This is a genomic window from Roseovarius sp. MBR-51 (assembly GCF_053628575.1).
This window is the reverse complement of record NZ_JBRJGQ010000003.1, coordinates 230,350-255,844: the sequence shown is the minus strand read 5'-3', so window position 1 is coordinate 255,844 and position 25,495 is coordinate 230,350. Positions and strand designations below refer to the sequence as shown.

Here is a 25,495-nt window from a genome sequence, read left to right as displayed (position 1 = left end):
TCAATGTTCGGGCGGGTGCCAGTCGGCGGGCGGCACATCTCGGCGGCGCAGGCGCAGCGCGAGGCCCAAGGCCACGCCAACCCCGATGGCGACGGTCAGGTCGGCCAGCACGGTCAGCACCAGCGTGAGCAGCAAAAGCATCCGGTCCGACGGACGGTCCGCCATATAGCTGCGCCATTTGTGCGGTTCGGACATGTTCCATGCAATCAGGATCAGCAGTCCCGCAAGGGCGGGCATGGCGAAATAGCCTGCGAGCGGGGCCGCGAGCAGCATCACGAGCAGGATCACCAGCGCATGAATTATGCCAGCCATCGGGGTCCTGCCGCCTGCCCCCACATTGGTGGCGGTGCGGGCAATCGCGCCAGTTGCTGGCAGGCCACCAAAGAGCGCGGAGCCGATATTAGCCACGCCATTGGCGATCACCTCGGCGTTGGGCTGGGATTTGTCGCCGATCATCCGGTCAGCCACCGCTGCCGACAAGAGCGATTCCACCCCCGCGAGAAAGGCGATGATGAGCGCAGAGGGCAGCAGGTCAATCATCCGCTGAAGGCTGAGTGCGGGCAAGGATGGCATGTTGGGTGTATTGGGCAGCGGGCCAAAGCGCGACAGCAGAGTGTCCACTGGCAGATGCCAGAGCGCCACGGCAGCGGATGTCAGCCCCACCGCCACGATCAGGCCCGGATACCGGGGAGCCGCGCGGCGCAGACCGACGATCAGCACCATGGTCACCAGCCCGATCAAGAGCGCCTGCGGGTTAAAGGTGTCGCGGGCATGCCAGAGCACCTCGATCTTTTCGAGAAATTCGGCTGGTAGGTTTTCGGTGGTGAGGCCGAGAAAGTCCTTGACCTGACTGGTGGCGATGATGATGGCGATGCCGATGGTAAAGCCGTTGATCACCGCGTCGGGGATATGGCGCACGAGGCTGCCTGCGCGCAATCGACCCGCGATCACAAGGATCACACCAGCCATCAGCGTTGCAAGGATGAGCCCATCCTGCCCGTGCTCGGCGATGACGCTGTAGACCACAACGATAAAGGCTCCGGTGGGTCCGCCGATCTGCACCCTGCTGCCGCCCAAGGCCGAGATCAGAAAGCCGCCGATGATGGCGGTGGTCAGTCCCGAGGCGGGGTCCGCACCCGAGGCAATCGCAATGGCGATGCTGAGCGGAAGCGCCACCATCGCCACGCTGATCCCGGCAAAGAGATCGGCGCGAAACAGCGCGGCGGTGTAGCCCGGCAGAGTGGAGAGAATTTTGGGTTTCATGCGCGAATCTCAACACCCGCACCGATCCCGTTTCAAGCACAAAGCGCGGGCTGCGTGCACAATTGCATGCAATGACCCCCGGCGCGGGGGCAAATCATCACGAAAAGTTTGAAATACCCCCCGGCTTCTACGCAGTAGTCGGTATTTGCAGATGCAAAACCCGTCGCTAAGGTCGGCCCACTACAGAGATCCGGGTGTCGTCAGAGAGGTGGCGGCACTGTCATAATAATGGGGAGGAAAACCAAATGGATCGTCGCTCTTTTCTGAAGAATACCGCTCTGGGTGGCGGGGCTGCCGCAGCCTCGACACTGGCAGCACCGCTCTATGCGCAGAGTGCGCGCACATTGACGATGGTCACCACATGGGGTCGCGGTCTTGCTGGGGTATTTGATGCGGCCCAACGCGCCGCCGACAATATCAACGGCATGGCCGATGGCAGCATTACGATCGACGTCAAGGGTGCGGGCGAGTTGGTGGGCGCGTTCGAGGTGTTCGATGCCGTGACCGCCGGTCAGGCGGATATGTATCACGGTGCGGATTACTATTTCGTGGGTCAGCATCCGGCCTATGCGTTCTTTACCTCGGTGCCCTTTGGCATGACCGCGCAGGAATTGGCGAATTGGTATTACCATGATGGCGGTGCCGCGTTCCATGACGAGCTTGGCCAGATCTTTGGCCTCAAATCCTTTCTTGCGGGCAACACGGGCGCGCAGGCCGGTGGCTGGTTCTCCAAGGAGATCGCGGGGCCGGAGGATTTCAACGGTCTCAAGTTCCGGATGCCCGGTCTTGGTGGCAAAGCGCTTGGCAAGCTGGGCGCATCGGTCCAGAACATTCCCGGCGCCGAAGTCTATCAGGCGCTGGCCTCGGGTGCGATTGACGGCACTGAGTGGATTGGCCCCTGGGCGGACGAAAAGGCTGGGTTCCAGGAAATCACCAAGTTCTACTACACCGCCGGTTTCCACGAGCCGGGTGCGGGCCTGTCGATCGGCATGAACCTTGAAGTTTTCGAGAGTCTGACCCCCGCGCAGCAAAAGATGGTCGAGATCGGCTGTGCTGAGGCGCATCAGTGGAACCTTGCGCAGTTCCTGTCCAACAACTCGTCCGCGTTGCAGCGTTTGCAATCGAACGGCGTCAAAACGCTCGAATTCCCTGACAGCGTCTGGGATGCGTTTGGTCAGGCCTCGGATGCCGTACATCAGGAGAACATGAGCGACGAGATCTACAAGCGCGTCTATGACAGCTACATGGCGTCGATGAAATCGTCTTCGGCCTGGATCAACAAGTCGGACGGTGCCTATACCGCACAGCGCGACCGCGTTCTGGGCTGATCCCCGCGACACTGACAGTGACAGGCCCCGGTGCTCGGGGCCTGTTCGCATCGCATGACGGGCCGCGCGGACCCGCGTATCCGCGCGTGAGGGGGACAAGATGCTGGACGCAGTTCTCTGGATTATCCAGAATATCGGCATGGCCTTTTACAACCTGGCCTATGCCATCAGCCATCCCGCAAGCTGGCTGGATTGGTCCAACAAGGAAGCGATCATGCGGGTCGTCTATTATGGCGGTTCGGTCGAATTCTTCTTTGTGGCGTTCGTGACCTTTCTGGTGCTCACCGGGGTGGGCCTGTGGAAAAACGGCTTTATGTGGGGCTGTGTGCGCGGGTTGGAGGGGCTGGCCAATACGGTCGGACGGTTTGCCGCCTGGGCGGGGCTCATCATGGTGATCCAGCAGATCATCATTGTGTTCATCCAGCGTATCTTTGCCCGTCCCGATCTGGTGATCGGCTTCGGCATCCCGCTGCAATTCGACGTCAGTTGGTATTCCGAAGAGCTCAAGCTCTATAATGCGCTGATTGTCACGCTCTGTGCCACCTATACCTTTGTTCAAGGCGGGCATGTGCGGGTGGACCTGATCTATGCGCCGGTCAGTCATTCCGCCAAGAAGGTGATCGACATGGCGGGCAGTCTCATTTTCATGATGCCGATGGCGGTGCTGACCTGGATGTATGGCTGGTTCTTCATGTGGCGGCATCTGATCGTGCCGAACCCTTCGGCCAGTGAGCCGCTGGATCGGCTCTTGATGAAATCCCGCGCATTGCGCTGGAATGTGGAAACCATCGGGTTCAGCCCCAACGGGTTCAACGGTTATTTCCTGTTCAAGGTGTTGTTGGTGCTCTTTGCCGGCATGGTGTTCCTGCATGCGATGGCGTTTTTCTGGCGCTCGTATCTGGAATTCAAGGAAGGCCCCGACAGTCTGGGCAAATACCTCGACCGCGACACGCTGGGCGAGGGTGAAGAAGCCTTTGAAGGCACACATTAAAGGGGCAGGGACCAATGTTATTCGGACTGGACGGGGTCGAGATCGGGCTGATCATCGTATTTCTGTGCCTCTTTGGGGGTATTCTATCGGGCTTTCCTGTGGCCTTTGCCATTGGCGGGGCGGGGGTTGTGGCGTTTGGCATCATTGCCGGGCTCGACAGCGCGGGGCTGCTTATCCATCAGGCCATCGACACGTCGAGCGAGGCGTATAATGCCATCGTGGCCAGCGGTGTGCGGCCCGATGCGGTGTCAGTTTTCCGATATCCGGATTTGCCGCGCGCGGCGCAGCCGGTGTTTCCGCTGGGCTGGGAAGTGGCGCTGGATCGCAACGTGTCTTTCCTTGTGAACCGGATCAACGAGCGCGTTCTGGCGGGGGCGTCAATCGAGACATTGTTGGCAGTTCTGATGTTCGTGATGATGGGGATCACGCTGGAACGCTCCAAGATCGCGAATGATCTCTTGACCACCATGGCGCGGGTGTTTGGCCCGCTGCCGGGCGGTCTTGCGGTGTCTGTCGTGGTGGTGGGCACCTTTCTTGCGGCCTCGACCGGGATCGTGGGGGCGACCGTGGTGACGATGGGCCTGTTGAGCCTGCCCACGATGCTGCGCGCGGGCTATAGCCCGCAATTGGCGACGGGGGTCATCGCGGCGTCGGGCACCTTGGGGCAGATCATTCCGCCCTCGATTGTCATCGTGCTCTTGGGCACGCTGGCAGGCGATCTCTATTCGGTGGCACAGGAGAACCGGGCGCTGTCGGTGGGATGCACCGATGCGCTGACCTATCTGGGCGAGCCTGCGGTGGTGTCGGTGGGGACGCTCTTTCAGGCGGCGCTCTTGCCGGGGATATTGCTGGCGGTGCTCTATGGGCTCTATGCCTTTGGCTATGCGCTGGTGAACCCATCCAAGGCACCGGCGGTCCAGGTCGCCGGTGGCGCGCGCGGCGAGGTGATCACCCGTGGTGAGGGGTTCACATGGTTCCTCGGTGTGCCGGTGGCCTTGATTGCCGGGGTGATGCTGCTTTCGACGCTGGGTGTGGTTGGCAGTCAAGGCCTGATTGTGGACAGTTTCAGCGATCAGGGCGAGGCCGCATCATTGCGCACCACTGTGAGCCCCGACTGTCAGGCGGCGATGATCGAGTTGCACGGTCAATCGAAATGGGATGCGGCGGTGGCTGAGCAACAGGAGATTGACGCCGCCGGTGGCGTGACCGCGAGCGTGCGCCTGACGCCCGAGGAAATCGCCGCGCTGCGCGTCCAGAAAGAGGCGGATGCCGCCCCCATCGGCACGGGCGTGGCGACATTGATGGTGATGTTCGCCCTCACCTTGGCGGTGGCGCGGGGCGTGGCGCCTTCGGCCAATCCGGCGCCGCTCTTGATCGGGGCGTTCGGAATTCTGCTCGGACTCTTGGTGGATATCACACTTATCCGACCGTCGACCTCAGCGGGGGTGACGGTGCTTTTGTTGCTCATCCCGCTGGCGATGGCCTGTTATGGCTGCGCCCATGGTGCGGTGCGGATGGCCAAGAACGAGCTCATCCGTGTTGTCTTTCCGCCGCTGGTTCTGATCGTGGCGGTGCTGGGGTCGATCCTGGGCGGGATCACCAACCCGACCCCGGCGGCGGCGCTGGGGGCAGGGGGGGCGATCATGCTCGCGGCCTATCGCAAGCTGCGTGATCAGGACCGGTCGCCCAAGATCATCATTCTGGCCACGCTGGCGGTGGTGCTGTCGATTCTGATCGGCATCAACTTTGATCTCAGGATCAATCAAGCAGGGGTCAGCTTTGAATCCTGGGTGGCGTTCTTCTTTGCCTACGCCGCCTATCTCTATGCGGTGTTCGGGCTCTTGTTCGCGTGCTGGGTGCTTTATACCGGTGGGGTGTTGACCCCGGTGGTGCGCGAAACGGCGAAGGTCACGAGCATGGTCTTTACCATCTTGATCGGCTCGCAACTCTTGAACCTCGTGGTCATCAGCTTTGGTGGCGAGCATTACATTCAAGAATTCCTCAAGAGCTTTGACAATGAGCTCAAGGTCTTTCTGATCGTCATGCTGGTGCTCTTTGTGCTCGGCTTCGTGCTCGATTTCCTCGAGATCATTTATATCGTGATCCCTATCGTGGGACCGGTGATCTATGGTGGCACCTTTGATCCGAAATGGGTGACGATCATGATTGCGGTCAATTTGCAGACCTCGTTCCTAACTCCACCCTTTGGTTTTGCGCTGTTTTATCTGCGCGGGGTGGCACCGAAGGAGGTTACGACGGGGCATATCTATCGCGGTGTGATTCCCTTCGTGCTGATCCAGCTTGGGGCGCTTGGCATTCTGTGGTTCTTTCCGACGATTGTCACGATTGTCCCGGCGTTGATGGCGAACTGACGCCCAGACCGATACGCGCCGAGCGCAGATGGGTTTTGACAGGTGTGGCCGCACAGGTCTGCACCTGTCAAACCGGTCACGGTTGCCTGGGATGAAGGTTTTGGGGGCGGATGAAACGGATCCTCTAAACAGTCGAAATTTAGCCTTGTAACTCTCCCACATGGGCGGCTATACGCGTCGGCGGAGCTGTGGCCGAGTGGTCGAAGGCGCTCCCCTGCTAAGGGAGTAGGCCCGGAAGGGTCTCGTGGGTTCGAATCCCATCGGCTCCGCCACTAATTCCGCTTAAGGTATTGGTGTCCTTTAAAAAAACCTTCCAAAAATAGTCATCCCACATTTGTTCCCGCCGGTGACGGTTGGCGCAATCGGGTCCCTCGCCGGGGCATGACATGACTCGCGTCAGTCATTGGGTTTTCGTTCTGTGATCCGTTCCCGCTGGCGTTCTCGGCTGATTTGGCTGTAGCTGTGCGGGATTGTCAGACCATCGGTGTGGCCAAGGCTTTGCGAATTGGCGACGAATTCGGCAACTGAAGTTGCGGTCTTCGCCGCGTGGCGCGCCAGCATGTGTCGGACCGCATGGGGACCGTAGGTGGGCAGGCTTGCTCGTGTGAAGGACTCGTTGACGATCGTGCGCACGGGCTCGGTACCTTGCCAAGGGCGGCGCGCGAAACCCGTCTTTTGGATCGCAAAATAACGGGGGGCTGTGTCCACCTTGGTAAAGTGTGCGGGACGGAACGGGTATCTGCGCGGAACGGGTCTTAGTTCGACCGGGCGAGGCCAGTCACGACCGCCTTTGCAAGGAGGGCCGACGCGGCGACGCCGTCGATCAGGGGCAACTGCGTCCGTGCCGACAGAGCCTCCTTGAGCGGGGCCATTCCGGCGCAGCCGAGCACGGCGCAAGCGGCGGCATCGTCGTGGCGGGCACGCTCGATCTCGGCGGCGATGCGGTCGATGGTGTCCGGCGCACCCGCGTCGATGGTCAGAACCGGCAGGCCGCTTGCCCGCACCGAAGCGCAGGACGCTGCAAACCCCTGCTCGCGGATGTTGTCCTCGATCACCGGGATCGAGACCGCCAGAGAGGTGACGACCGAGAACCTGAGCCCCAGCAATTGCGCCATCACATAGCTGGCCTGACCGATGCCCAAGACCGGGCAGCCGGCCATCGCGCGCGCTTCGCTGAGGCCGGTGTCGTCGAAACAGGCGATCACGATGGCCTCGGCCCCCTGCGACCGAGCGACGGGCAGGAGAGCCAAGAGACCGGGCACTGCGGCGTCCCCGTCAGCGCGGCCCTGAATGGCCGCCGGGCCGCTTGTGTTGGTCAATCCAAAGATGTCGGCCTCTGGCAGCGCCTTGCGTGCGGCGGCGACTATGCCCGTTGTCATGCCGACGGTTGCGTTGGGATTGATATAGGCCAGTTTCATATGCCTCTCCCCGCATCCGAGCCAAGCCGCGTGCGCCGTTTGCCCATGATCCACGCACCGAGCAGGAAGACCGCGATGATCGCAAAGGAGAACACTGTGGTGAGTGTGCCAAGCGCGTAGATCACCGGGGTGGTCACGTTGGTCGTCATCCCGAAGATTTCCAGCGGCAGGGTATTGTAGCTGCCTGCGGTCAGCAGGGTGCGTGCGAATTCGTCATAGCTCAGGGTAAAGCCAAAGAGTGCCACCCCGATCAGCGAGGGCCCGATGATCGGCAGCACCACATAGCGGAGGGTCTGCCACGCGGTTGCGCCCTGATCGCGGGCGGCCTCTTCATAGCTTTTGTCGAACCGGTTGAAGACGGCGAACATGATGAGCAAGCCAAAGGGCAAGGTCCAGGTCAGTTGCGCGCCGAACCCCGAGGTTGCCCAGTGAATGCGCAACCCCAATTGATTGAAGATCAACCCCACGCCAAGCGAGATCAGGATCGAGGGGATCACCAGTGCGGTGATGGCGGCGTAGAACAGAAGGCCCGATCCGGCAAACCGCTTGCGAAAGGCCAGCCCCGCCATGATCGACACCACCACCGTAGTGATCATCACCATCAGCCCCAAGGCGAAACTGCGGCGGAAAGCCCCCCAGATATCGCCCACGGCCTGTTCCTGAAACAGGTCTCGGAACCAGTGGAGCGAGAGGCCATTCATCGGAAAGGTCAGACCGCCCTGTGGGCCTTGGAAACTGAGGATGGCGATGGTCAGGATCGGGCCGTAGAGAAACAGCACGAAGAGGCCAAAAAAGGCGGCCAGTATGTAGAAGCTGCGGGGGCGGCGGTCCATCTCAGAGCTCCTTGCGAATGTTGACAAAGCGCAGCAGGATCGCGATCACCAGCAGCACGGTGCAGAGCAGCACAACGGCGGTCGCGGCGGCGGACGGGTATTGCAGCAGGGCGATATCGTTGGAAATCAGCCGCCCCACGTTGGCCCGCTGGCTGCCCGACATGAAGCGCACCGTGATGAAATCGCCCATGACCAGTGTCACGACAAAGATCGTGCCGATCATGATGCCGGGCTTGGTCAAGGGCAGGATCACATGCACCAGCGTCTGAAGACCGCTTGCGCCATTGTCGCGCGCCGCCTCGAGCAGGGATTTGTCGATCCGCATCATGGTGTTGAAAATCGGAACCACCATGAAGAGTGTGTAGAGATGCACAAACGCCAAGATCACCGAAAAATCGGAATACAAAAGCCACTCCAGCGGCGTGTCGATCACGCCCCAGGACAGGAGTGTCTGATTGGCAATGCCATTGCGGCCGAGGAAGGGTATCCATGAAATCATGCGGATGATGTTCGAGGTCCAGAACGGGATCGTGCAGATCAGAAAGAGCGCGATCTGCATCGTCAGGCTGCGCACGTGGAAGGCCAGGAAATAGGCCACGGTAAATCCGATGGCGAGGGTCAGCGCCCAGGTAATGAGGGCGTATTTCAGCGTCGCGCCGAACACCTGATAGGTCACGGCCGAGCCGAACAGAAACTCGTAGTTGTCGAACTGAAAGGCTGGGTAGATCGAAAACTCGGTTGCCCCCCAGAAACTGACGATCACGATCATGACGATGGGCGCCATCAGGAACGCCAATAGAACCGCTGTCAGGGGCGCCGCCTGAAGCCAGCCCAAAAGATGGCGGTTGGTCGTCATTGTGCCTGCTCTTTTCGCTGGGGTGTGACCATGGGGATGCGCGGTCTGGGGGGCGGTTGTCCCCCAGCCGGTTGCTGAATATCCGCGTGGCGGAAGGGCATCATGCGGCGATGAACTCGTTCCATTTGCGGACCATGTACTGGTTTTCGTCCATGACGGCATTCCAGCAGGCCACAGCCCCCATGCGGTCATTGAACGACCCGCCATCGCGCACCTCGCCCGCCTGCGCCAGCGCGTCGCCGGTGGGCGAGGTGATGACGTCGGTGGCGGGCTTGCCCTCGAACCAGTAGCCCCATTCATTCTCGGACATAAAGTCCTTGGAGGTTTCGGGCACCGCCGAATAATAGCCCTGGCGCATCAGATAGCCGCCGACCCAGCCCGAGAGATACCAGTTGATGTAGTCATAGGCCGCGTCCAGCTCCATGCCCGACAGCGACGAGGACAGGCCGATGCCACCGCCCCAGCTACGATAGCCTTCCTTGAGCGGTTGGTAGACGCAAGGAATGCCGCGCGACTTGACCGCTGTGATGGCGGGCGACCACATCGACTGGATCACCACCTCGCCGCTCGCCATCAGGTTCACGCTCTCGTCAAAGCTCTTCCAGAATGCGCGGAATTGGCCGTTCTTCTTGGCTTCGGTAAAGATCGCCATGGTCTTGTCGATCTCTTCGCGGGTCATGTTGCCTTTGTCGCCATACTGGACCTCTCCCATCGCCTCGCAGACCATGGCCATATCCATGATGCCGATGGATGAGATGTCGAGGATCGAGGCCTTGCCCTTGAACTCGGGGTTCAAAAGCTCTGTCCAGCTTTCGATCGGGCGGCCAATCAGGTCGGGGCGGATGCCCAGGGTGTCGGCATTGTAGATCGTCGGGATCAGGGTCATCCAGCCGGTTTCCCCACTGGCAAAGCTGGTGCTGCCGGGACCGTCCACAAAGCCCACCGTATGTGGCGCTGTGCCTTGGGCGATGGTCGATTCGGGTGTCAGCTTGCCCGTGCGGAAGATGCCGACGATCTTGTCGTAATTGGCGATCTTTGCTGTATCCATCGCCTGCAGGTTGCCGGTTGGCCAAACCTTCTTGCAGATCCAGTATTCGATATCGGCGATGTCAAAGCTGTCGGGCTGGGTGGCGGCGCGTTGGGTCACGCTGTCGCTGTCCAGCGCGGTCATCTCGAGCGTGAAGCCCAAGTCTTCCTTGACCTTGTTGGCCACGTCGTTGAGGTTCGACACCCCGGTGCCGAACTGGCGCAGCACGATGTCTTTGGTGTCCTGCGCCCAGAGCATCGGGGCGGGCAGGGCGGAGGCAGCCAGTGCTGCGCCCCCGGTCTTGAGCAGTGTGCGGCGGGTGTAACCGACCTTGGGTTTTGCCATTGTTCTCTTCCTCTCTGTCCAGTGGATCTAGGTCAAACGTAATTTGGCCTCTCAGGCCTCGAGGCGGTGCAACCGCTCTTTGTCCCAGCAGAGGTTGACGGCCTCACCGGGCGATTTCGGGGATTGAAAGAATTGTGCTTCGGGCAGCAGCGCCAGAACCTCTTCGCCGCTTTCGGTGGCTGCGGTGACAGAGACCGAGGCCCCCTGATATTCGACCGCGATCACCGTTGCGGGCATGCCCTCAGCCCCAAGCGAAACCGCGTCGGCGCGTATCGTGACCTTGCCGCCGGGCAAGGCGAGCACATTATGGCCGCCGATGAACCGCGCCACGAACTCGGTGCGCGGTTGCGCCCAGACCTCGCGCGCGGGCCCTGCCTGCGCGATCACCGCGTCGTGCATGACGACAATTTCGTCGGCAAGGGCGAGCGCCTCGTCCTGACCGTGGGTGACGTGGATAAAGGTGATGCCCAACTCGCGCTGGAGCTTTTTCAACTCGGTGCGCATCCGGATGCGCAGGAATGGGTCGAGTGCGGACAAAGGTTCATCCAGCAAGAGCACTTTTGGGTCCGTGATCAGCGCGCGTGCCAGCGCCACACGCTGCTGTTGGCCCCCCGAAAGCTGCGCAGGCAGCCTGTCGGCCAGATGCGTCATGTCCACCAGTTCGAGCAATTCATTGGCGCGGGCGTGGCGCGTCACCTTGTCCACGCCTTTCATGCGCAGGGAAAAGGCCACGTTGTCGCGCACCGACAGATGCGGGAAGAGCGCGTAGTTCTGAAACATCATGGCCGTGCCCCGCCGCGCCGGCGGCAATTGCGACACGTTCTGCCCATCCAGCAGGATTGCGCCTTCGCTGACGTCCTCATGCCCGGCGATCATCCGCAGGGTCGAGGATTTGCCACAGCCAGACGGCCCCAAGAGGCAGACATAACTGCCTTTGACAAACACGTGGTTCAGATCGCGCACGGCCACCGTGTCGCCGTAGCGCTTGGTCAGGTGAACCAGTTCAAGATCGTATCCCGTGCGCATCAGGGCCCCCGTGCCATCCGTCGGGATTACCCTGTGCTGGCCTTTTTGCTTTGCGGCAGCGTTTTTAAAGGCGTTGGGGGGCGAAAACTGGCGTCGCCTGTTTTATTGGCCGATGTGCGCGGGGCCTGCGTAAAAAATAGCACAACTTTGTATACAATTATGTCGGCAAACGGGAATCATACTGTCGCACTTGTCCCTTCCCATGCGAATCGGAAAAAGAGATAGTCAGGGGCGAATGGGTGATCCGGAAACCATGAACAAGATCGAAACCAGAGTGTGGACCAGCGATACGGTCGTCGCAGACCTTGAGCGCGCAATCCACGAACATCGTTTGCCCCCCGGCACCAAGCTGGGAGAGGACGAGTTGAGCGACGCCTATGGCATTAGCCGCACCATCGTGCGGGCGGCCTTGTTGGCCCTGTCTCACCGTCATCTGGTCGAATTGAAGCGCAATCGCGGTGCCTTTGTCGCGCAACCGTCGGTGCGAGAGGCGCGCGAGGTGTTCGAGGCACGATCATTGCTAGAACCCCGCACGGCACATTCCGCGGCCCTGCGAATGACTGATACGGACCTGACGCTCTTGCGGTCCAATATACGCAACGAGCACGCCGCTCTGGACGCCGGAGAGAACGGCCGCGCCCTGCTTCTCTCGGGTCAGTTTCACGTCGAAATCGCGCGCATTGCGGATCAGAGCACGATCGAGGCCTTTATTTCGCAGTTGATCTCGCGGTCCTCGCTGATCATTGCGCTGTATTGGCGCCGCCGCGCTGCGCTCTGCGAGACACAGGCGCATCACGCGCTTTTGGACGCCTTTGCCAACCGCGACGCTGCTCTGGCCGAGCAACTGATGAAGAGCCACCTGCTTGATCTCGTGGCCTCGCTGGATCTACGCAATGTCACCCAGCCGCCCATGTCCTTGCGCGAGGCTTTGCAGCGATGACGCATTTTCTCTGTCGCACCGCAACCTTGCCTGAGGTCGAGCGAATGCTTGATTGGGCGGCAGACGAAGGCTGGAATCCGGGGTGCGACGACGCGGCGGCCTTTTGTGCCGCCGATCCCCAAGGGTTCTTTGTGGCCGAGGTGGAGCGACAGCCGGTCGCCGCCATCTCTGTTGTGAACCATTCGGACAGTTACGCCTTTCTGGGGCTTTACCTCTGCCGCCCGGAATTTCGCGAGCAGGGGATCGGTTTCGCGCTCTGGCAGCACGCCATTGCGCATGCGGGCGGGCGGACCGTGGGCCTCGATGGTGTTCCCGCGCAAGAGGCCAATTATGCAAAGTCCGGTTTTGTGCTGGCGGATCGGACCCGTCGGCTGACCGGCACCTTTTCATTCGAGGCACTAACGTTGCCGCTGGCTGCGCAGGCGGATTTTGCCGCCCTTGCCCGTCTCGACAGGGCCGCGACTGGCGTGTCGCGAGAGCGATTTCTGAGCGCATGGCTGCGCAATGGACCCACGCGCCGGACCGTGCTGTTGCGTGAGGGCGCAGATGTCACCGGTTTCGCCACGGCGCGGCTGTGTGGGCAGGGCGTCAAGATCGGCCCGATTGTGGCCCCTGATGCCGCCGCCGCGCTGCATCTCGCGCATCAGGCCGCCGCCACTATGGCAGAGCCGTTGGCCATCATCGACGTCCCGGACAGATGTGTAGCCTTTGGCGCTTTGCTGCGGCAGAACGGATTTGTCGAAGGGTTCGCGACTGCCCGGATGTATCGTGGCGTTGAGCCCGAAATCGGCGACATGCTGCATGCCGTGGCGACGCTGGAACTGGGATAGCTCACCCGCTAGGATCGGGGGATCTCTCTAAGACGAGCGACGCCGCGCTGGCAACCACCCCACCGCCCACACACCAGTCTCGCTGGTCAGACGCCAGGGGACTGTAATAATCGGTCAAAAGAGGACCAAAACCTGAACAGAGCTAACCTAAATTAGCGGACTCAAAGAGGAGCAGGTCAGACCTGTACCTGATGTCTGTCAGATCGTCGCCGACTGCGGCAAGACATAGGGCATATCGGGAGGCGGCACGCTGACCGCGAGGTCGCAGTCGTAGACTCGCGAGATAGTGGCGCTGGTGATGACCTCATACGGAGACCCCTGTGCCACGATCCGTCCGTTCTGCATCATCACCACCTCATCCGCGAACATTGCTGTCAGGTTCAGGTCATGCATGACCGTGACCACGCCCCCGCCCTGATCCGCAAACGCGCGGGCGAGACGCATGACGGACAGCTGATGCCCGATGTCGAGGCTAGAGACGGGCTCATCGAGAAAGAGCCAGTTCGGCCCGTCTTGTCCGGTCGGTTCCCAGATCTGGGCCAGCACCCGCGCCAATTGCACGCGCTGTTGTTCGCCGCCCGATAGGTCCTGATAGAACCGCTCTGCCATATGGGCCAGGCCGACCCGGTTCAGGGCGCGGTGGGGCAGGTCTTTGCGGGTTGCCCAAGGTCCGGCGCGGTGGCCGACGTCTACCACCTCGCGCACGGTGAAGGGAAAGGCGAGGTGGGACGCCTGCGGCAAGACCCCCCGGCGCACAGCCAAGGCAGCGGCATTGCGCGGGCTGATCTGAATATCGCCCAGCGTGAGAACGCCTTGGGTCTCGATTTCGCCGATCAGGGCGCGCAGAAGCGTGGTTTTGCCGGAGCCGTTGGGTCCAACGATGGCAGTCAGAACACCGGGAGAGGCGGTAAGGTTGATATCCCGAAGTATGGATCTCCGCCCGAGCGTCACCGATAGGGTTTTAGCCCGCAGTATCATAGATCCACCAGTCCGCGCCGCCGCAGCAAAATCCATAGAAAAACCGGCGCGCCCAGAATGGCGGTGACGATTCCTATGGGTAATTCCGCGGGGGCAATGATCACTCGGCTGATGATATCCGCGCCGAGCAAAAGGCTTGCCCCCAGAAGGGCCGCGTTGATCAGGAGAGGGCCATGGTCGGGTCCGGTCGCCAGCCGCAGCAGATGTGGCACGACGATGCCGATAAAGCCAATCCCGCCCGAGACGGCCACCGCGCCGCCCGTTGCCGCCGCGACGGCGAGGATGGCCAGCGTCTTGACCCGTTGCACGGGAATGCCCAGATGCAGCGCCGTCGCTTCGCCAAAGGCCAGACCATTGAGGCCGCGCCCCAGAAGGAGCGCCCCCAGGAGGGCCGCAAGAATGATCGGGGTGGCAGTGGCCACCTTGGCCCATGTCGCCCCGGCGAGAGAGCCAAGCCCCCAGAATGTAAGGTCGCGCAATTGCTGATCGTCAGCGGCATAGACCAGAAGGCCCGAGACCGCGCCCGACAAGGCCCCGAGGGCGATCCCGGCCAGCAGCATGGTTGCCACCGACGTGCGGCCGCCACGCGTGGCGACGCCGTAGAGCAGAAGGACCGAGGCCCAGCCGCCGAAAAACGCCGCGATCGGTACAAGGAACGGTCCCAGACTGTCGCGCAAAGCGATGGGCAGCAGGCCGCCAAGAACAATCGCCGAGACAGCCCCAAGACCGGCACCGGCGCTTACCCCTACAATGCCCGGATCGGCCAGCGGATTGCGAAAGAGTCCCTGCATCACCGCGCCCGAAACCGCAAGTGCTGCGCCCACCAGCACGCCTAAGAGCACGCGGGGCAGGCGGACCTCCCAGAGGATTATGCTCTGGACGGGGTTATCCGCCAGCCCGGCACCGAATACCGACAAAAGAGAAACGCCTGACGCGCCTGTTTCAAGGCTGATGGCGCACGTCAGGAGCAGACCGAGACCCAGCCAGAGATGGGCGCGCCGCGCCAGTGTTCGGCGGTCGCAGCGATTGCTGTGGGGCAGAGTGTCAGCTTGGGTCACGGTCATCGTTTGTGGTCTCCGTGTGGCCGTAGAGGGCCGTGTTCAGGTCCAGCGCAGCCTTGGCCGTGCGCGGCCCGAAACCCAGCAGGTAGAGCCCGTTCATCCGCAGGACTGACTCGGCGGTTCCAGCAGGGGTGGTGCGGATTGCGGGTAGAGCGAAGAGCTGTTCGTCGAGGATGGCATGATCCCCCGTCCGGTCCATCATCAGGATCACGTCTGGTGCTGCCTCTGCCACGGCCTCATCCGTCATCGGCTTGTAGCCGTCAAAGCCTGTGACCGCGTTGATGCCGCCGGCCATTTCGATGATGGCTGCGGCCTGCGTATCGCGTCCTGACGCAAGGATGCGACCGCCTTGCAGGCTGAGGATGAAGAGCACGCGCTTGCGCGCGGCCTCGGGCGTCTGTGCTGTCCGCGCCGCCGCCGTGTCGAGTGCGGCGCGCGTCTCTGTCGCCAAAGCCTCGGCGCGCTCGGGCACGTCCAGCGCCGCGCCAACCGCGGTGATTTTGGCAAGGATCCCTTCCGCACTTTGCGCCTCGGGGATGCTGACAAATCGTACGCCCGATTGTGACAGAACCTCAATCGTCTCGGGCGGGCCAGCCCCCTCGATAGCGAGTATGAGCGTGGGCGCGACCGACAGCACGCCCTCGGGGCTGAGCGCGCGGGCATAGCCCACATCGGGCAATTCCGTAACCGTGGGTGGAAAGGTCGAGGTGGTATCGCGCGCAACCAGCCGATGCTCTTGCCCCAAGGCTTGCACGATTTCGGTCACTGATCCACCAATCGACAGCACTCGGTCGGTCTCCTGCGCCATGCTCGCGGAGGCCAAGGCAAAGAGCGCCACCTGTGCCATGAGCACGCGGCGTGTCAGGTTGAATTTGATCATGTCAACGCCTCCGCGTTTACCTCTTGCAGCCCCGGCAGGGCCTCGACCATCCGGGCAAAGGTGGCGCGGCTGTCGCGCCCCTCTTTGCCAAGCCCGAAGATTTGAAAGATAAGCGACCCCTGCGCGTCGAAGGCTTCGACTGAAATTGCTGCGCCGCGTTGCGTGGGTTTGTCCACGGCCCAGACTTCGGCCACATGATCCAGCCGCAGATGCAGGTTGAACCGCGCATCCATCACGTTCTGCCACGGCCCCATGGGTTTGAGGGCCACAATGGGGCCGGAATGAATCTGGATGCAGCCGCGATTGCCGACAAAGATCATCACCTCGGTGCCCGTCTCTGCGAGTTGGGTCAGCAGGGTATTCCCCGCCTCGGTGGCCAGCGCGCGCACAAACGGTGCGCCCGCGATGCGGTAGGCCCCAAGTCGGTTCATCCGCAGCTTGGACGTCAGGCGCAGGAATTGGTGGGTGTCGGTCATCCGCCGCCATTCCTCTCGCAGCACCTCGATCTTGTCGGGGTTGGATTTTGCGGCTTCGGGGGGCTTGCGCGGATCGACGGTCAAGGTCTCGGACTGGTCCGGAAGGGCCAGCGCCAGGCGCTGCGCCTCCCACGCGGCCAGTGATGAGCCGTCGCGCAAAAAAATCTTGTGCACCGCGTCACCCGCGGCATCGAACACTTGCAGGCTGCGGCGGGTGCCTGCATCGGTCTCGGTCGCGACCATGAAGGCATGGCACCAATGGCTTGGGAACATCCGCAGGTCGATATCCTCGGTCAGCACCATCGCCGCATGTTGACCGCTGTGGTAATTGTCATAACGCCCCACTTTTTCATGGACACAGCTCTCATTGCGCGTGAGGGCCATCACCTCGCCCAGCTGTTGCGCGGCGGCCATGACCTGATCGGGATGGGCGGTGATCGCCGTCGCGCCACGCCCGATGTGGGCGGCGTTCAACTGCGCCTCGCTGATGCCAAGGCGGTCCGCCTGATCGCGGCTGCGCAGTTTGGAGTTTTCGGCCTGAAAGGCACGAATTGCTTCGGGGGAAAGGGGAGCGGAGTCTGTCATGCCTGCCTCGTGTCGTGTTGAAATGGGCTGGCTGCATCGCGCATGCGGCGCGGACGTGGCTCTCAGCTGCGATCCAAGAAATCTGAATCACAATCTTGACTCTTTTACTCATAAAAGAATAAGGAACGCAAGACTGATCCGGAATAGATCGCTCATCCATTGAAACCAAATGAAAAAACCGTGCCAGCCTTTCGCAAGCACAACGGTGTGACAGCCATTGTCAATGAAACGAAAGGGACACGAGATGACATCGCGCACGCGCTGCATTTTACTAACGACAACCTGCCTGTGCATGGGGCTTGGCCATGGCTCTGCCAGTCTGGCGCAAGAGACACCTGGTCAAGAGGGATTTCTTGGGACACTCACGCTGGGAGAGAGCAAACGGACGGTGCAAACCGAAACCGCGACCCCGTCGACTGTGATCGACGAAGACGAAATTCGTGACCGTCAGGCCGGGTCGGTCGCCGAATTGCTGGTGACGGTGCCGTCCGTGGCTCTGCTCAACGGCGACACGGCGCAGGGGTCTGGCATCTCCATCCGTGGCTTTGGCTCCAATGAAACGTTCGGCACGGACCAGAAGGTGTTGATCCAGGTCGATGGCGCCACGCGCGGTTCCGAGGAACTTTACCGCATTGGAACCCAGCTCTTTACGGATCCGTTCCTCTTCAAGGAGGTCGAGGTGATCCGGGGCACAGTCGGGTCGTTCCAATATGGGTCTGGCGTGGTTGGCGGTGTGGTGCGGCTTGAAACCATCGACCCTGAGGATGTGACTGGGGGCGAGACCGGATTTGGCCTGCGTCAAACGCTGGAATTCCAGACCAATGGCAATGGTGTGACCTCCTCGAGCATCGGGGCCTGGCAGCCCACCGAGGATTTTGGGGTGCTGTTCAATTACGTCAGCCGCAGGCTTGGCTTTCCCGAGGATGGCAATGGCGCTGTCATCAATCCGCTGCGGGAACGGATCGATGATCCGTCATGGTTGGTCAAGGCAAAGTACCGCTTTGGCGAGGACAAGGCCCATTCCATCGAGGCCAGCTATCAGGATACCCAAAGCTCGCAATTCGACGTGCCGTATGACAGTTTTGGCAATCTCACGTTCTTTGGCAATGTCGACCGGGAAGTCGAGAGTCAGACCAGTATCCTCAAATACAATTTCAACCCGCTCAATGATCTGGTCGATCTGACACTGCAGTATTCGCATGTCGATGAGTCGATCCTTCAGGATGCGGTCTCTTGTCCGGGTAGCCCGCCCGCCCCGATAACCATCTGTTCGGCGCTGCTGAATGCGGACCACGATTACGAGACCACCACGCTCACGCTCAAGAACACGTCACTGTTTGATACCGGCGCGCTGCGCCATGATCTGACAGCGGGGATCGAGCATATCAACCGCGCGCGCGTCGATGCCTTTGCGGCACCGGGTGGTGAGGACAATCGCTGGGCCATCTTTGCGGTGGACGAGATCGACATTGGTCGCGCCTGGACCCTGACGCCCGCCATTCGGTACGAGACATCGAAGGTCGAGGGCGACACGGCCCCCAATGATGGTCGCTTTTCCGAGGATGCGCTGATGGGGGGGCTGTCGGTGCGTTATGCGTTCAACAACGGTTTGGCGGTCTTTGGCAGCGCCGCCTATACCGAGGTTTTGCCGATCATCGACGATCTGGAATTTCCAAGCCGCATGACCCAAAGCGAGAAGTCGCGCACCTATGAGGTCGGGTTTTCCTATGACCGTCGCGGGCTCTTGCGTGAGAATGACGCGCTCGCCCTCAAGGTCACCTATTTCGACAGTGAGCTTTGGGATGTGAATTCCTTTGTCGACACCACCCCGGCGCAGAACCCGCTGGATGAGATTCAGACCCAAGGTCTCGAGTTCGAGGCGTCCTATGCGATGGAGAACGGGTTTTACGTCGATCTCAACGCCACCGTCGCAGAAGGCGAAGAGGTGGATGCCCTGGGCGGCGTGCGCGATTGGCGCAACCTTGCGGCCAACAACCTGCGCGCCTCTGTGGGTAAGGTGTTTGATGACACCTATGACCTGAGTTGGGAAGTTGTGAGTGCCGACTCCATCACCGTCAACGGGGTGCGTGATGACGGCTATACGGTACATAACCTGCGGGCCACCATCGCGCCCAAGCGAGGGGTCTGGGATGGCACCGAATTCCGGGTGGGGATCGAGAACCTGTTTGACGCGCAATTCACGCCAAATCTTGCGACACGACCCTCGCCGGGGCGCAATTTCAAGCTGACACTCGCCAAGACCTTTTGAACAAGACCCATCGAAACTGACATTCCAAGGCGGCTCTCTGCGATCAGGGAGGCGCCTTGCGCTTTGTCGCGAGGACATCCCCGGATGCCGGAGTTCGCATAGGCGCGGGCCTCGGGCGTCAGGAATACCTATGGCTTCGCGGGGTTCTTGGTGTGCGCGGCGCCGGGCCCAGCAGCTTATGTCACATCTCAATGGATCAGGGCATCTGCTCCGGCTGCCAAGGAGACGAGAATTGTCGCAGTCAGCAGGACCGAGAGGCCGCCAAGAAAGAGTCCGGCGCAGGTGACCAGCCCGTCGCGCTCGACGATGCCGACCCCGACGATGAAGAGCGACACCGCCGGAAACCATCCGCTGAGCGGGACTGGCAGAAAGAGCGCAAAGGCGATGATGAAGAGGAGCGCACCAAGGGGGCGCTCGTTCTGGCGTGAAAAAAGCCGCGTGTACCGTGGTTTCAGGATGCGTTCGAGCCTGCGGGTCACGGGTCTGAGGCGCAGAACAGCACGTCGCAGCATGGGGTGATCAAGCCTGAGGCGCCCGAGCGGACCGGGAAGTTTCACATGCGGATAGCCGAGAACCATCTGGCCCGTGGTGACCAAAAGAGGCAAGGCGGTCAGAAGGGTGGTTCCGGGCGGCAGTGGCAAAAGAGTCACGAGCGAAAACACCACAATAGCCCAACCAAAAGAGGTCTCACCAAGGGCGGTCAGCAACGTGCCCAAGGTCAATGTCCCCGCGCGGTGCTGCGCACGCGAGTTTCGCAAGATCGGTAGGGACAAGGATGGTCGTTTTCGCTTGCCTTGACGTCCTGGCATGATGCGCCTTTCAGAATCCTGTGACGGATATCAGGTGTCGCGTGAGCAACTTCAATCGTGTATCTCTCTCTAACCGCGAAACATGACGAAGAAACATGGCAATAGGGCCAGCCCTCTGCGAATCTTTCATCGCTATCTCCAAAGTCTGACCCAGATGATCCAGAAATCGCACGACGGTCCCATGGGGCTGATTTCAGACACCAAACGCAACACGGGCCGATCCATCCTGATAGTCTCAGGCGAGTTCTGACAACGCGGCGATAAAGCTGGAAAACAGCTCTCCTTGTGAGCTCACCCGCAGTTTGGCGTAGATGTTGCGGCGGTGGATACGCACGGTGCCCGGTGAAATGCCCAAGGCGCGGCCGGTGGCATCGGCGGAATGGCCCTTGAGCACATATTCCACGACCTCGGCCTCGCGCGGAGTCAGAAGGTTGCGGCCAAGGCTTTGAAACGCATCCTCGATCAGTTGCGGCAGGCGGGGACCGTCTGTCTCGGGCCGCGCCGCAAATTGGGTGATCAGGCCGCCCCACTGTTTCTGGGCGATGGCCGCGACAAAGGGAAAGGCCGCTTCAAGATCGCGGAACTCGCGGGCGGAAAAGACCTTGTGTTCCCGCATGGCGGAAATCACCACGCTGACCCCGTCGCCGATTTCGACGATAAAGCCTATTTCTTCGGCAAGTCCGGTCTGGATATAATAATTGCGAAAATATTCCGCCTGATAGAACCGATCCGGTGCCAGATCGCGCAGCCGTGCCAGACGTGGTGTCGTCGGGGATGCGGCGTTGAGGTAAAAGGGATCAAGAAGATAGGGCCCTTCCTGATAGTCGTCGACCATCACCTTGCGCTTGGCTGCCGGGAAATCATCATGCAGATCAAGAGGTTTGTGGTCGCGGTAATAGGCAAAGATCACGGTGAATTCATAAGGCACAATGCTGCGCAGCGCCGAGGTGAGCGCCGGGGCAAAACCGGGCGTGCCAAGCGCCGAGACCGCGCGCGCACTGGTTTCGAACCAATCTGAAATCTGCGTTTTCGTCGTCATCTATGCTCTTTATGATATATACAACCGTCCGCGATTTTCTTACCGTTTTGAGAATATATGGCATAGGCGCAGGGGCGCGGCAACACGAGAGGACCGGCATGCTGGATGCGAATGCCGAGGCGGGGATCAGGATGGGCGCGAGCCGGGAACAGGGGACGCACAGCACACAGGGCCATCCCTCGGACGAGGATTGCGTCGCCGAGTTCGTCGGGGCCACCAAGCGATTTGGCGCTGTGCTGGCGGCGGACCGGATCAACCTGCGCATCCGGCGCGGGGAATTCCTGTCGTTCCTTGGCCCCTCTGGCTGTGGCAAGACCACGGCGCTGCGGATGCTGGCCGGGTTCGAGAGCCCGAGCGACGGCATGGTGCGGATCGACGGTCAGGATGTCAGCCGCGTGCCCGCCTATGCGCGCCCGGTGAACATGGTGTTTCAGCACTACGCTCTTTTTCCGCATATGACCGTGGCGCAGAACATCGGCTATGGGTTGCGGCAGGTGCGGCCCAAGCTGGCGAAATCCGAGATTGCGGCGCGGGTCGATGCGGCCTTGGCCAAGGTGCGGCTGGAGGCGTTTGGCGCGCGGCGCACATGGGAATTGTCGGGCGGGCAACAGCAGCGGGTGGCCTTGGCGCGCGCGATCATCAACGAACCCAAGCTCTTGTTGCTGGACGAGCCGATGGCGGCGCTCGACGCCAAGCTGCGCGGCGAGATGCAGCGCGAATTGCTCGATCTGCAACGCAGCCTTGGCATCACCTTTGTTCTGGTCACACATGATCAGGAAGAGGCGCTGTCGATGTCGGATCGTATCTGCATCATGGGGGCAGGGCGCATCGTGCAGGTGGGCACGCCGCAGGATCTCTATGATCGGCCACGCAATCGCTATGTGGCGGATTTCGTGGGCAAGGCGAATATCCTGAGCGGAGAGATTCTATCGCGGCAGGCGGGTCTGGCGCGCATCGCCTTGGCGGGGGGCGCACAGGTGCTGGTGCCCGATACGGCGGGGGATACGCGACGTCATGTCGATGTCGCGGTGCGCCCCGAGGCGTTGCGCCTTGCCGTGGCAGGCGAGGCACCGGGCGAGGATGCGATGCTGCGGGCGCGGATCACCCATCGCACCTTTTTGGGGGATCATACCGAATATCTGTTGCTGGCCGAGGACATCGGCCCGTTTCAGGTCAATGTTCCGCGACAGGCCGAAAGAGCCATGGGCGGGCAGGGGGTGGGCGATCAGGTCCATATCCTCTGGACGGCGGGCACGGGTCTGATCCTGGCTGCCGAAGAGTGACGGATGACAACTGCACCAAGTTCAACAAGGGAAACACGACGATGACACAGGATAACACGACGATTTCGCGCAAGAAATTCATCGAGGAACTGCGCCGCTACGAAAAGGGCTCGATCAGCCGGCGGCAGTTTCTGGGCACCACGGGTCTTGGCACTGCGATGGCGGTGCTGGGCGGGGCCTTGCCCGGTCTTCTGCCGGGGCGCGCCATGGCGCAGGATCTGGGCGACCGCGTGGTTCTGGCGACCTGGCCCAATTACCACGACGCGGCCAATTTTGACCTCTTCGCCCAAGAAACCGGCGTTTTCTCGCAGGTCAATGTCTTTGGCTCGAACGAGGAAATGCTGGCCAAGATTCAGGCGGGTGGCTCGGGTTGGGATGTGTTCGTTCCCACCAACTATGCCATTTCGACCTATGTCGAGGCCGCTCTGATCGAGCCTCTGGACCTTACAAAACTGCCCAATTACGATCCCGCCGCGTTTGACGCGCGCTTTGCCGATGCGGGCACGATTGATGGCAAGGTCTATGCCGTGCCGAAAAACTGGGGCACCACGGGCATTGCCTCGAACACCGCCAAGACCGGCGGTGTGGTGGATAGCTGGAAGACCTTCTTTGACGGGGCCAAGGATCAGTTCGACGGGCGCGTCATGGTGCATGACTATCAGCTGACCACCATCGGCAATGCGCTGGCCTATTTCGGCTATAGCTTCAACTCGGTCGATCCGGCGGAATTGGCCGAGGCCGAAAAGCTGCTGATCGAGGTCAAGCCGCATCTCTTTGCGATTTCCTCGGACTATCAGCCTGCAATGCGCAACGGCGATGCTTGGGTTACGATGTGCTGGACAGGGGATGGCAAGCAACTCAATACCGACCTGCCCGAAATCGCCTTTGCCTTGGGCAAGGAGGGGGGAGAAATCTGGTCGGATTACTATGCCATCCCGGTCGGCGCACCGCACCGCGAGGCGGCCTATGCGCTGATTAACTATCTGCTCGATCCCGAGGTCAACGCGCGTGAGGCGTTGGCGCACGGCTATCCGGTGGCGGATGCGCGCACCAATGCGCTCTTGCCAGAGGATTTGCTGAACGATCCGATCCTCTATCCGGCGGCAGAGGCGCTCAATGCGCTGGAATTTGGCGCAGCGGTCACATTGACCGATCCCAACCGCGCCGAGTTGATGGCCCGGTTCAAATCGGCCTGATCGGGGAAAGAGGGCGATGGTCATGACAAGGACACGGGCGCGTGCGCTGCTGCTGATGCCGGCGGGCATCTGGTATGGCGTGCTGCTCTTGTTCCCTCTGGCTGTCGTCCTCGTCTTTTCCTTTGGCGAGCGGAACCCCATTGGTGGCTATGCGCCGGGATTTACGTTGGAGCAATATGCTAACCTGCCCGCGCGGTTTGCCGCGTTTCGCAACACGCTGACGCTGGCACCCTTAGGCACGCTGGCGGCGTTGATCATCGCCTATCCGCTGGCGTATTATCTGGCATTGAAGGTCACGGCACGCTGGAAGACGACGCTGCTCATTCTGGTGATCGTGCCGTTCTGGACCTCGATCCTGATCCGGTCCTATGCGTGGATTTACCTGCTTGGGGGCAATGGCATACCCGCGCTGCTGGAGGCGGTGGGGCTGGGCGATATTCGTCTGATCAACACGCCTTTTGCGGTGCTGGTGGGGATTGTCTATGGCTATCTGCCGCTGATGGTCTTTCCGATTTATGTGGCGCTGGAAAAGCTGGATCGCAGCCTGTTGGAGGCGGCGGCAGATCTCGGCACACCGCCTTGGCGCAGTTTCCTGCAGATCACGCTGCCTTTGTCGATGCCAGGGGTTCTGACAGGCTCGATGCTGGTCTTTATCCTGCTCACCGGCGAATTCCTGATCCCCGCCATTCTGGGCGGCGGCAAGGTGTTCTTTGTCGGCAATGCGCTGGTTGATCTCTTTTTGCAGTCGCGCAACTGGGCGTTTGGATCGGCAGTGGCGGTGGCGCTGATCGTGATCATGCTGATCGTTGTGGCCCTCTATAGCCGGGCTGTCCGGCGGTTCGGCGCGGGCCGCGACGATGTCGGGCTGATGTGAGGATGTCATGAGAGCCTATGCCATTGCCGTCTTTGCGTTTCTCTATCTGCCCATCGGAATCATTGCGCTGTTCTCTTTCTCTGCCGGGCGGTCGGCGAGTTCGATGCAGGGGTTCTCAACCGAATGGTATGGCCGCGCGCTCAGCAATCCCTTTGTGATGGAGGCGCTCTGGACCTCGATCAAGGTCGCATTTCTTTCGGCGGTGCTGGCGACGGTGGTGGGCACCATGGCGGCGCTTGCCCTAACAGGCATGCGGGGGCGGATGCGGGTGTTTTTCGACACACTGGTTCAGGTCGCGGTAATGATCCCCGGCATCGTGATCGGCATTGCCACGCTGATCGCGCTGGTGACAGTGTTTGATCTGGTCAATCCGTGGCTTGAGGCGTTGAGCGGGCGCAGGCTGTCTCTGGGCATGGGATCGCTCATTGGGTTGCATGGCATGTTCACCATGTCTCTGGTGGTTCTGCTGGTGCGCGGGCGGTTGGAGAGTTTTGACCGCGCGCAGATCGAGGCATCGAGCGATCTGGGGGCGGGTCCGGTCGCGACCTTTGTGCAAGTGACGCTGCCACAGATCGCCCCGGCGGTTCTGGCGGGGTTCCTTCTGGCCTTCACCTTCAGCTTTGACGATTTCATCATGGCCTTCTTTGTCGCGGGGTCCGAGACGACCCTGCCGATCTATATCTTTTCGTCGATCCGCCGGGGGGTGACGCCCGAAATCAATGCAATTGGAACGATGGTTATGGTCGCATCGCTGACGCTCTTGATCATCGCGCAGGTTCTGTTGCGGCCCGGCGTGGCGCGGGCCGGGCGCTGACC

The 25,495-nt window shown here is 61.2% G+C and carries 23 protein-coding genes and 1 tRNA gene; 11 read left to right on the top strand and 13 right to left on the bottom strand.

Annotated features, from left to right (window positions below):
* Window positions 1-1,263 (bottom strand): SulP family inorganic anion transporter, encoded by a 1,263-nt coding sequence (locus ACSSVY_RS05785; RefSeq protein ID WP_454268457.1) that lies wholly within the window; start codon window positions 1,261-1,263, stop codon window positions 1-3.
* Window positions 1,264-1,508: 245 nt separating this feature from the next.
* Between ACSSVY_RS05785 and ACSSVY_RS05780 the strand changes: the two genes are divergently transcribed.
* The 4 genes from ACSSVY_RS05780 (at window position 1,509) to ACSSVY_RS05765 (ending at window position 6,226) form a co-directional block, all read left to right on the top strand.
* Window positions 1,509-2,591, top strand: a complete 1,083-nt coding sequence (locus ACSSVY_RS05780; RefSeq protein ID WP_454268456.1) for a TRAP transporter substrate-binding protein — start codon at window positions 1,509-1,511, stop codon at window positions 2,589-2,591.
* Between the two features lie 100 nt (window positions 2,592-2,691).
* Window positions 2,692-3,582 (top strand): TRAP transporter small permease subunit, encoded by an 891-nt coding sequence (locus ACSSVY_RS05775; protein ID WP_454268455.1) that lies wholly within the window; start codon window positions 2,692-2,694, stop codon window positions 3,580-3,582.
* A gap of 14 nt (window positions 3,583-3,596) precedes the next feature.
* On the top strand, window positions 3,597-5,954 hold the full coding sequence (locus ACSSVY_RS05770) for a TRAP transporter large permease (RefSeq protein WP_454268454.1): 2,358 nt from the start codon (window positions 3,597-3,599) through the stop codon (window positions 5,952-5,954).
* Between the two features lie 182 nt (window positions 5,955-6,136).
* Window positions 6,137-6,226 (top strand) — tRNA-Ser (locus ACSSVY_RS05765).
* A 124-nt stretch (window positions 6,227-6,350) separates the two neighbouring features.
* On the opposite strand, the gene ACSSVY_RS05760 is transcribed toward ACSSVY_RS05765, so the two are convergent.
* From ACSSVY_RS05760 to ACSSVY_RS05735, 6 genes are all read right to left on the bottom strand, one after another.
* Window positions 6,351-6,587 carry a hypothetical protein gene (locus ACSSVY_RS05760; protein WP_454268453.1) on the bottom strand — a complete coding sequence of 79 codons (237 nt, stop codon included), beginning with the start codon at window positions 6,585-6,587 and terminating at the stop codon, window positions 6,351-6,353.
* A gap of 122 nt (window positions 6,588-6,709) precedes the next feature.
* Window positions 6,710-7,372 (bottom strand): aspartate/glutamate racemase family protein, encoded by a 663-nt coding sequence (locus ACSSVY_RS05755; protein WP_454268452.1) that lies wholly within the window; start codon window positions 7,370-7,372, stop codon window positions 6,710-6,712.
* The gene (locus ACSSVY_RS05750) at window positions 7,369-8,205 is read right to left on the bottom strand and encodes an ABC transporter permease (RefSeq protein ID WP_454268451.1); all 837 of its coding nucleotides are present in this window, start codon (window positions 8,203-8,205) and stop codon (window positions 7,369-7,371) included. The genes ACSSVY_RS05755 and ACSSVY_RS05750 overlap by 4 nt, the downstream gene beginning before the upstream one ends.
* A 1-nt stretch (window position 8,206) precedes the next feature.
* The gene (locus ACSSVY_RS05745) at window positions 8,207-9,061 is read right to left on the bottom strand and encodes an ABC transporter permease (protein WP_454268450.1); all 855 of its coding nucleotides are present in this window, start codon (window positions 9,059-9,061) and stop codon (window positions 8,207-8,209) included.
* 100 nt (window positions 9,062-9,161) lie between these two features.
* Window positions 9,162-10,433, bottom strand: coding sequence for an ABC transporter substrate-binding protein (locus ACSSVY_RS05740; RefSeq protein WP_454268449.1), 1,272 nt, complete (start codon window positions 10,431-10,433; stop codon window positions 9,162-9,164).
* A 51-nt stretch (window positions 10,434-10,484) separates the two neighbouring features.
* Window positions 10,485-11,459 carry an ABC transporter ATP-binding protein gene (locus tag ACSSVY_RS05735; RefSeq protein WP_296628309.1) on the bottom strand — a complete coding sequence of 325 codons (975 nt, stop codon included), beginning with the start codon at window positions 11,457-11,459 and terminating at the stop codon, window positions 10,485-10,487.
* A gap of 253 nt (window positions 11,460-11,712) precedes the next feature.
* On the opposite strand from ACSSVY_RS05735, the gene ACSSVY_RS05730 reads away from it, so the two are divergent.
* Window positions 11,713-12,399, top strand: a complete 687-nt coding sequence (locus ACSSVY_RS05730) for a GntR family transcriptional regulator (protein WP_454268596.1) — start codon at window positions 11,713-11,715, stop codon at window positions 12,397-12,399.
* Window positions 12,396-13,229 (top strand): GNAT family N-acetyltransferase, encoded by an 834-nt coding sequence (locus ACSSVY_RS05725; RefSeq protein ID WP_454268448.1) that lies wholly within the window; start codon window positions 12,396-12,398, stop codon window positions 13,227-13,229. The genes ACSSVY_RS05730 and ACSSVY_RS05725 overlap by 4 nt, the downstream gene beginning before the upstream one ends.
* 198 nt (window positions 13,230-13,427) lie before the next feature.
* Here the strand turns inward: ACSSVY_RS05725 and ACSSVY_RS05720 are convergent, their stop codons facing one another.
* From ACSSVY_RS05720 to ACSSVY_RS05705, 4 genes are read right to left on the bottom strand one after another with little or no spacing between them, the layout of a single operon-like run.
* The gene (locus tag ACSSVY_RS05720) at window positions 13,428-14,207 is read right to left on the bottom strand and encodes a heme ABC transporter ATP-binding protein (protein WP_454268447.1); all 780 of its coding nucleotides are present in this window, start codon (window positions 14,205-14,207) and stop codon (window positions 13,428-13,430) included.
* Window positions 14,204-15,271: a FecCD family ABC transporter permease gene (locus ACSSVY_RS05715; RefSeq protein ID WP_454268446.1), complete on the bottom strand. Its 1,068-nt coding sequence runs from the start codon at window positions 15,269-15,271 to the stop codon at window positions 14,204-14,206. The genes ACSSVY_RS05720 and ACSSVY_RS05715 overlap by 4 nt, the downstream gene beginning before the upstream one ends.
* Window positions 15,252-16,148, bottom strand: a complete 897-nt coding sequence (locus ACSSVY_RS05710) for a heme/hemin ABC transporter substrate-binding protein (RefSeq protein ID WP_454268445.1) — start codon at window positions 16,146-16,148, stop codon at window positions 15,252-15,254. The genes ACSSVY_RS05715 and ACSSVY_RS05710 overlap by 20 nt, the downstream gene beginning before the upstream one ends.
* Window positions 16,145-17,209: a hemin-degrading factor gene (locus ACSSVY_RS05705; protein WP_454268444.1), complete on the bottom strand. Its 1,065-nt coding sequence runs from the start codon at window positions 17,207-17,209 to the stop codon at window positions 16,145-16,147. Before ACSSVY_RS05705 ends, ACSSVY_RS05710 begins: the two co-directional genes overlap by 4 nt.
* A 292-nt stretch (window positions 17,210-17,501) precedes the next feature.
* On the opposite strand from ACSSVY_RS05705, the gene ACSSVY_RS05700 reads away from it, so the two are divergent.
* Window positions 17,502-19,478, top strand: coding sequence for a TonB-dependent receptor domain-containing protein (locus tag ACSSVY_RS05700; protein WP_454268595.1), 1,977 nt, complete (start codon window positions 17,502-17,504; stop codon window positions 19,476-19,478).
* Between the two features lie 188 nt (window positions 19,479-19,666).
* Here ACSSVY_RS05700 and ACSSVY_RS05695 read toward each other — a convergent pair whose 3' ends face one another.
* Complete coding sequence (locus tag ACSSVY_RS05695; RefSeq protein WP_254656421.1) at window positions 19,667-20,251, bottom strand: exopolysaccharide biosynthesis protein; 585 nt, start codon at window positions 20,249-20,251, stop codon at window positions 19,667-19,669.
* Window positions 20,252-20,522: 271 nt separating this feature from the next.
* A complete protein-coding gene (locus ACSSVY_RS05690) occupies window positions 20,523-21,326 on the bottom strand; it encodes a response regulator transcription factor (protein WP_454268443.1) in 804 nt (267 codons plus the stop codon).
* Between the two features lie 98 nt (window positions 21,327-21,424).
* Here ACSSVY_RS05690 and ACSSVY_RS05685 point away from each other — a divergent pair, with 98 nt between their 5' ends.
* The 4 genes from ACSSVY_RS05685 to ACSSVY_RS05670 are packed head-to-tail and all read left to right on the top strand — an operon-like array spanning window position 21,425 to window position 25,493.
* The gene (locus ACSSVY_RS05685; protein ID WP_454268442.1) at window positions 21,425-22,609 is read left to right on the top strand and encodes an ABC transporter ATP-binding protein; all 1,185 of its coding nucleotides are present in this window, start codon (window positions 21,425-21,427) and stop codon (window positions 22,607-22,609) included.
* Between the two features lie 41 nt (window positions 22,610-22,650).
* Window positions 22,651-23,805, top strand: coding sequence for an ABC transporter substrate-binding protein (locus tag ACSSVY_RS05680; protein ID WP_454268441.1), 1,155 nt, complete (start codon window positions 22,651-22,653; stop codon window positions 23,803-23,805).
* Window positions 23,806-23,821: 16 nt separating this feature from the next.
* Window positions 23,822-24,679 (top strand): ABC transporter permease, encoded by an 858-nt coding sequence (locus ACSSVY_RS05675; RefSeq protein WP_454268440.1) that lies wholly within the window; start codon window positions 23,822-23,824, stop codon window positions 24,677-24,679.
* A gap of 7 nt (window positions 24,680-24,686) precedes the next feature.
* Window positions 24,687-25,493 (top strand): ABC transporter permease, encoded by an 807-nt coding sequence (locus ACSSVY_RS05670; protein WP_454268439.1) that lies wholly within the window; start codon window positions 24,687-24,689, stop codon window positions 25,491-25,493.
* The last annotated feature ends 2 nt before the right edge of the window (window positions 25,494-25,495 follow it).

Coding starts and splice junctions, on each gene's coding strand:
- ACSSVY_RS05785 (WP_454268457.1), bottom strand. CDS start 1,263: ATGAAACCCAAAATTCTCTCCACTCTGCCGGGCTACACCGCCGCGCTG.
- ACSSVY_RS05780 (WP_454268456.1), top strand. CDS start 1,509: ATGGATCGTCGCTCTTTTCTGAAGAATACCGCTCTGGGTGGCGGGGCT.
- ACSSVY_RS05775 (WP_454268455.1), top strand. CDS start 2,692: ATGCTGGACGCAGTTCTCTGGATTATCCAGAATATCGGCATGGCCTTT.
- ACSSVY_RS05770 (WP_454268454.1), top strand. CDS start 3,597: ATGTTATTCGGACTGGACGGGGTCGAGATCGGGCTGATCATCGTATTT.
- ACSSVY_RS05755 (WP_454268452.1), bottom strand. CDS start 7,372: ATGAAACTGGCCTATATCAATCCCAACGCAACCGTCGGCATGACAACG.
- ACSSVY_RS05750 (WP_454268451.1), bottom strand. CDS start 8,205: ATGGACCGCCGCCCCCGCAGCTTCTACATACTGGCCGCCTTTTTTGGC.
- ACSSVY_RS05745 (WP_454268450.1), bottom strand. CDS start 9,061: ATGACGACCAACCGCCATCTTTTGGGCTGGCTTCAGGCGGCGCCCCTG.
- ACSSVY_RS05740 (WP_454268449.1), bottom strand. CDS start 10,433: ATGGCAAAACCCAAGGTCGGTTACACCCGCCGCACACTGCTCAAGACC.
- ACSSVY_RS05735 (WP_296628309.1), bottom strand. CDS start 11,459: ATGCGCACGGGATACGATCTTGAACTGGTTCACCTGACCAAGCGCTAC.
- ACSSVY_RS05730 (WP_454268596.1), top strand. CDS start 11,713: ATGAACAAGATCGAAACCAGAGTGTGGACCAGCGATACGGTCGTCGCA.
- ACSSVY_RS05725 (WP_454268448.1), top strand. CDS start 12,396: ATGACGCATTTTCTCTGTCGCACCGCAACCTTGCCTGAGGTCGAGCGA.
- ACSSVY_RS05720 (WP_454268447.1), bottom strand. CDS start 14,207: ATGATACTGCGGGCTAAAACCCTATCGGTGACGCTCGGGCGGAGATCC.
- ACSSVY_RS05715 (WP_454268446.1), bottom strand. CDS start 15,271: ATGACCGTGACCCAAGCTGACACTCTGCCCCACAGCAATCGCTGCGAC.
- ACSSVY_RS05710 (WP_454268445.1), bottom strand. CDS start 16,148: ATGATCAAATTCAACCTGACACGCCGCGTGCTCATGGCACAGGTGGCG.
- ACSSVY_RS05705 (WP_454268444.1), bottom strand. CDS start 17,209: ATGACAGACTCCGCTCCCCTTTCCCCCGAAGCAATTCGTGCCTTTCAG.
- ACSSVY_RS05700 (WP_454268595.1), top strand. CDS start 17,502: ATGGGGCTTGGCCATGGCTCTGCCAGTCTGGCGCAAGAGACACCTGGT.
- ACSSVY_RS05690 (WP_454268443.1), bottom strand. CDS start 21,326: ATGACGACGAAAACGCAGATTTCAGATTGGTTCGAAACCAGTGCGCGC.
- ACSSVY_RS05685 (WP_454268442.1), top strand. CDS start 21,425: ATGCTGGATGCGAATGCCGAGGCGGGGATCAGGATGGGCGCGAGCCGG.
- ACSSVY_RS05680 (WP_454268441.1), top strand. CDS start 22,651: ATGACACAGGATAACACGACGATTTCGCGCAAGAAATTCATCGAGGAA.
- ACSSVY_RS05675 (WP_454268440.1), top strand. CDS start 23,822: ATGGTCATGACAAGGACACGGGCGCGTGCGCTGCTGCTGATGCCGGCG.
- ACSSVY_RS05670 (WP_454268439.1), top strand. CDS start 24,687: ATGAGAGCCTATGCCATTGCCGTCTTTGCGTTTCTCTATCTGCCCATC.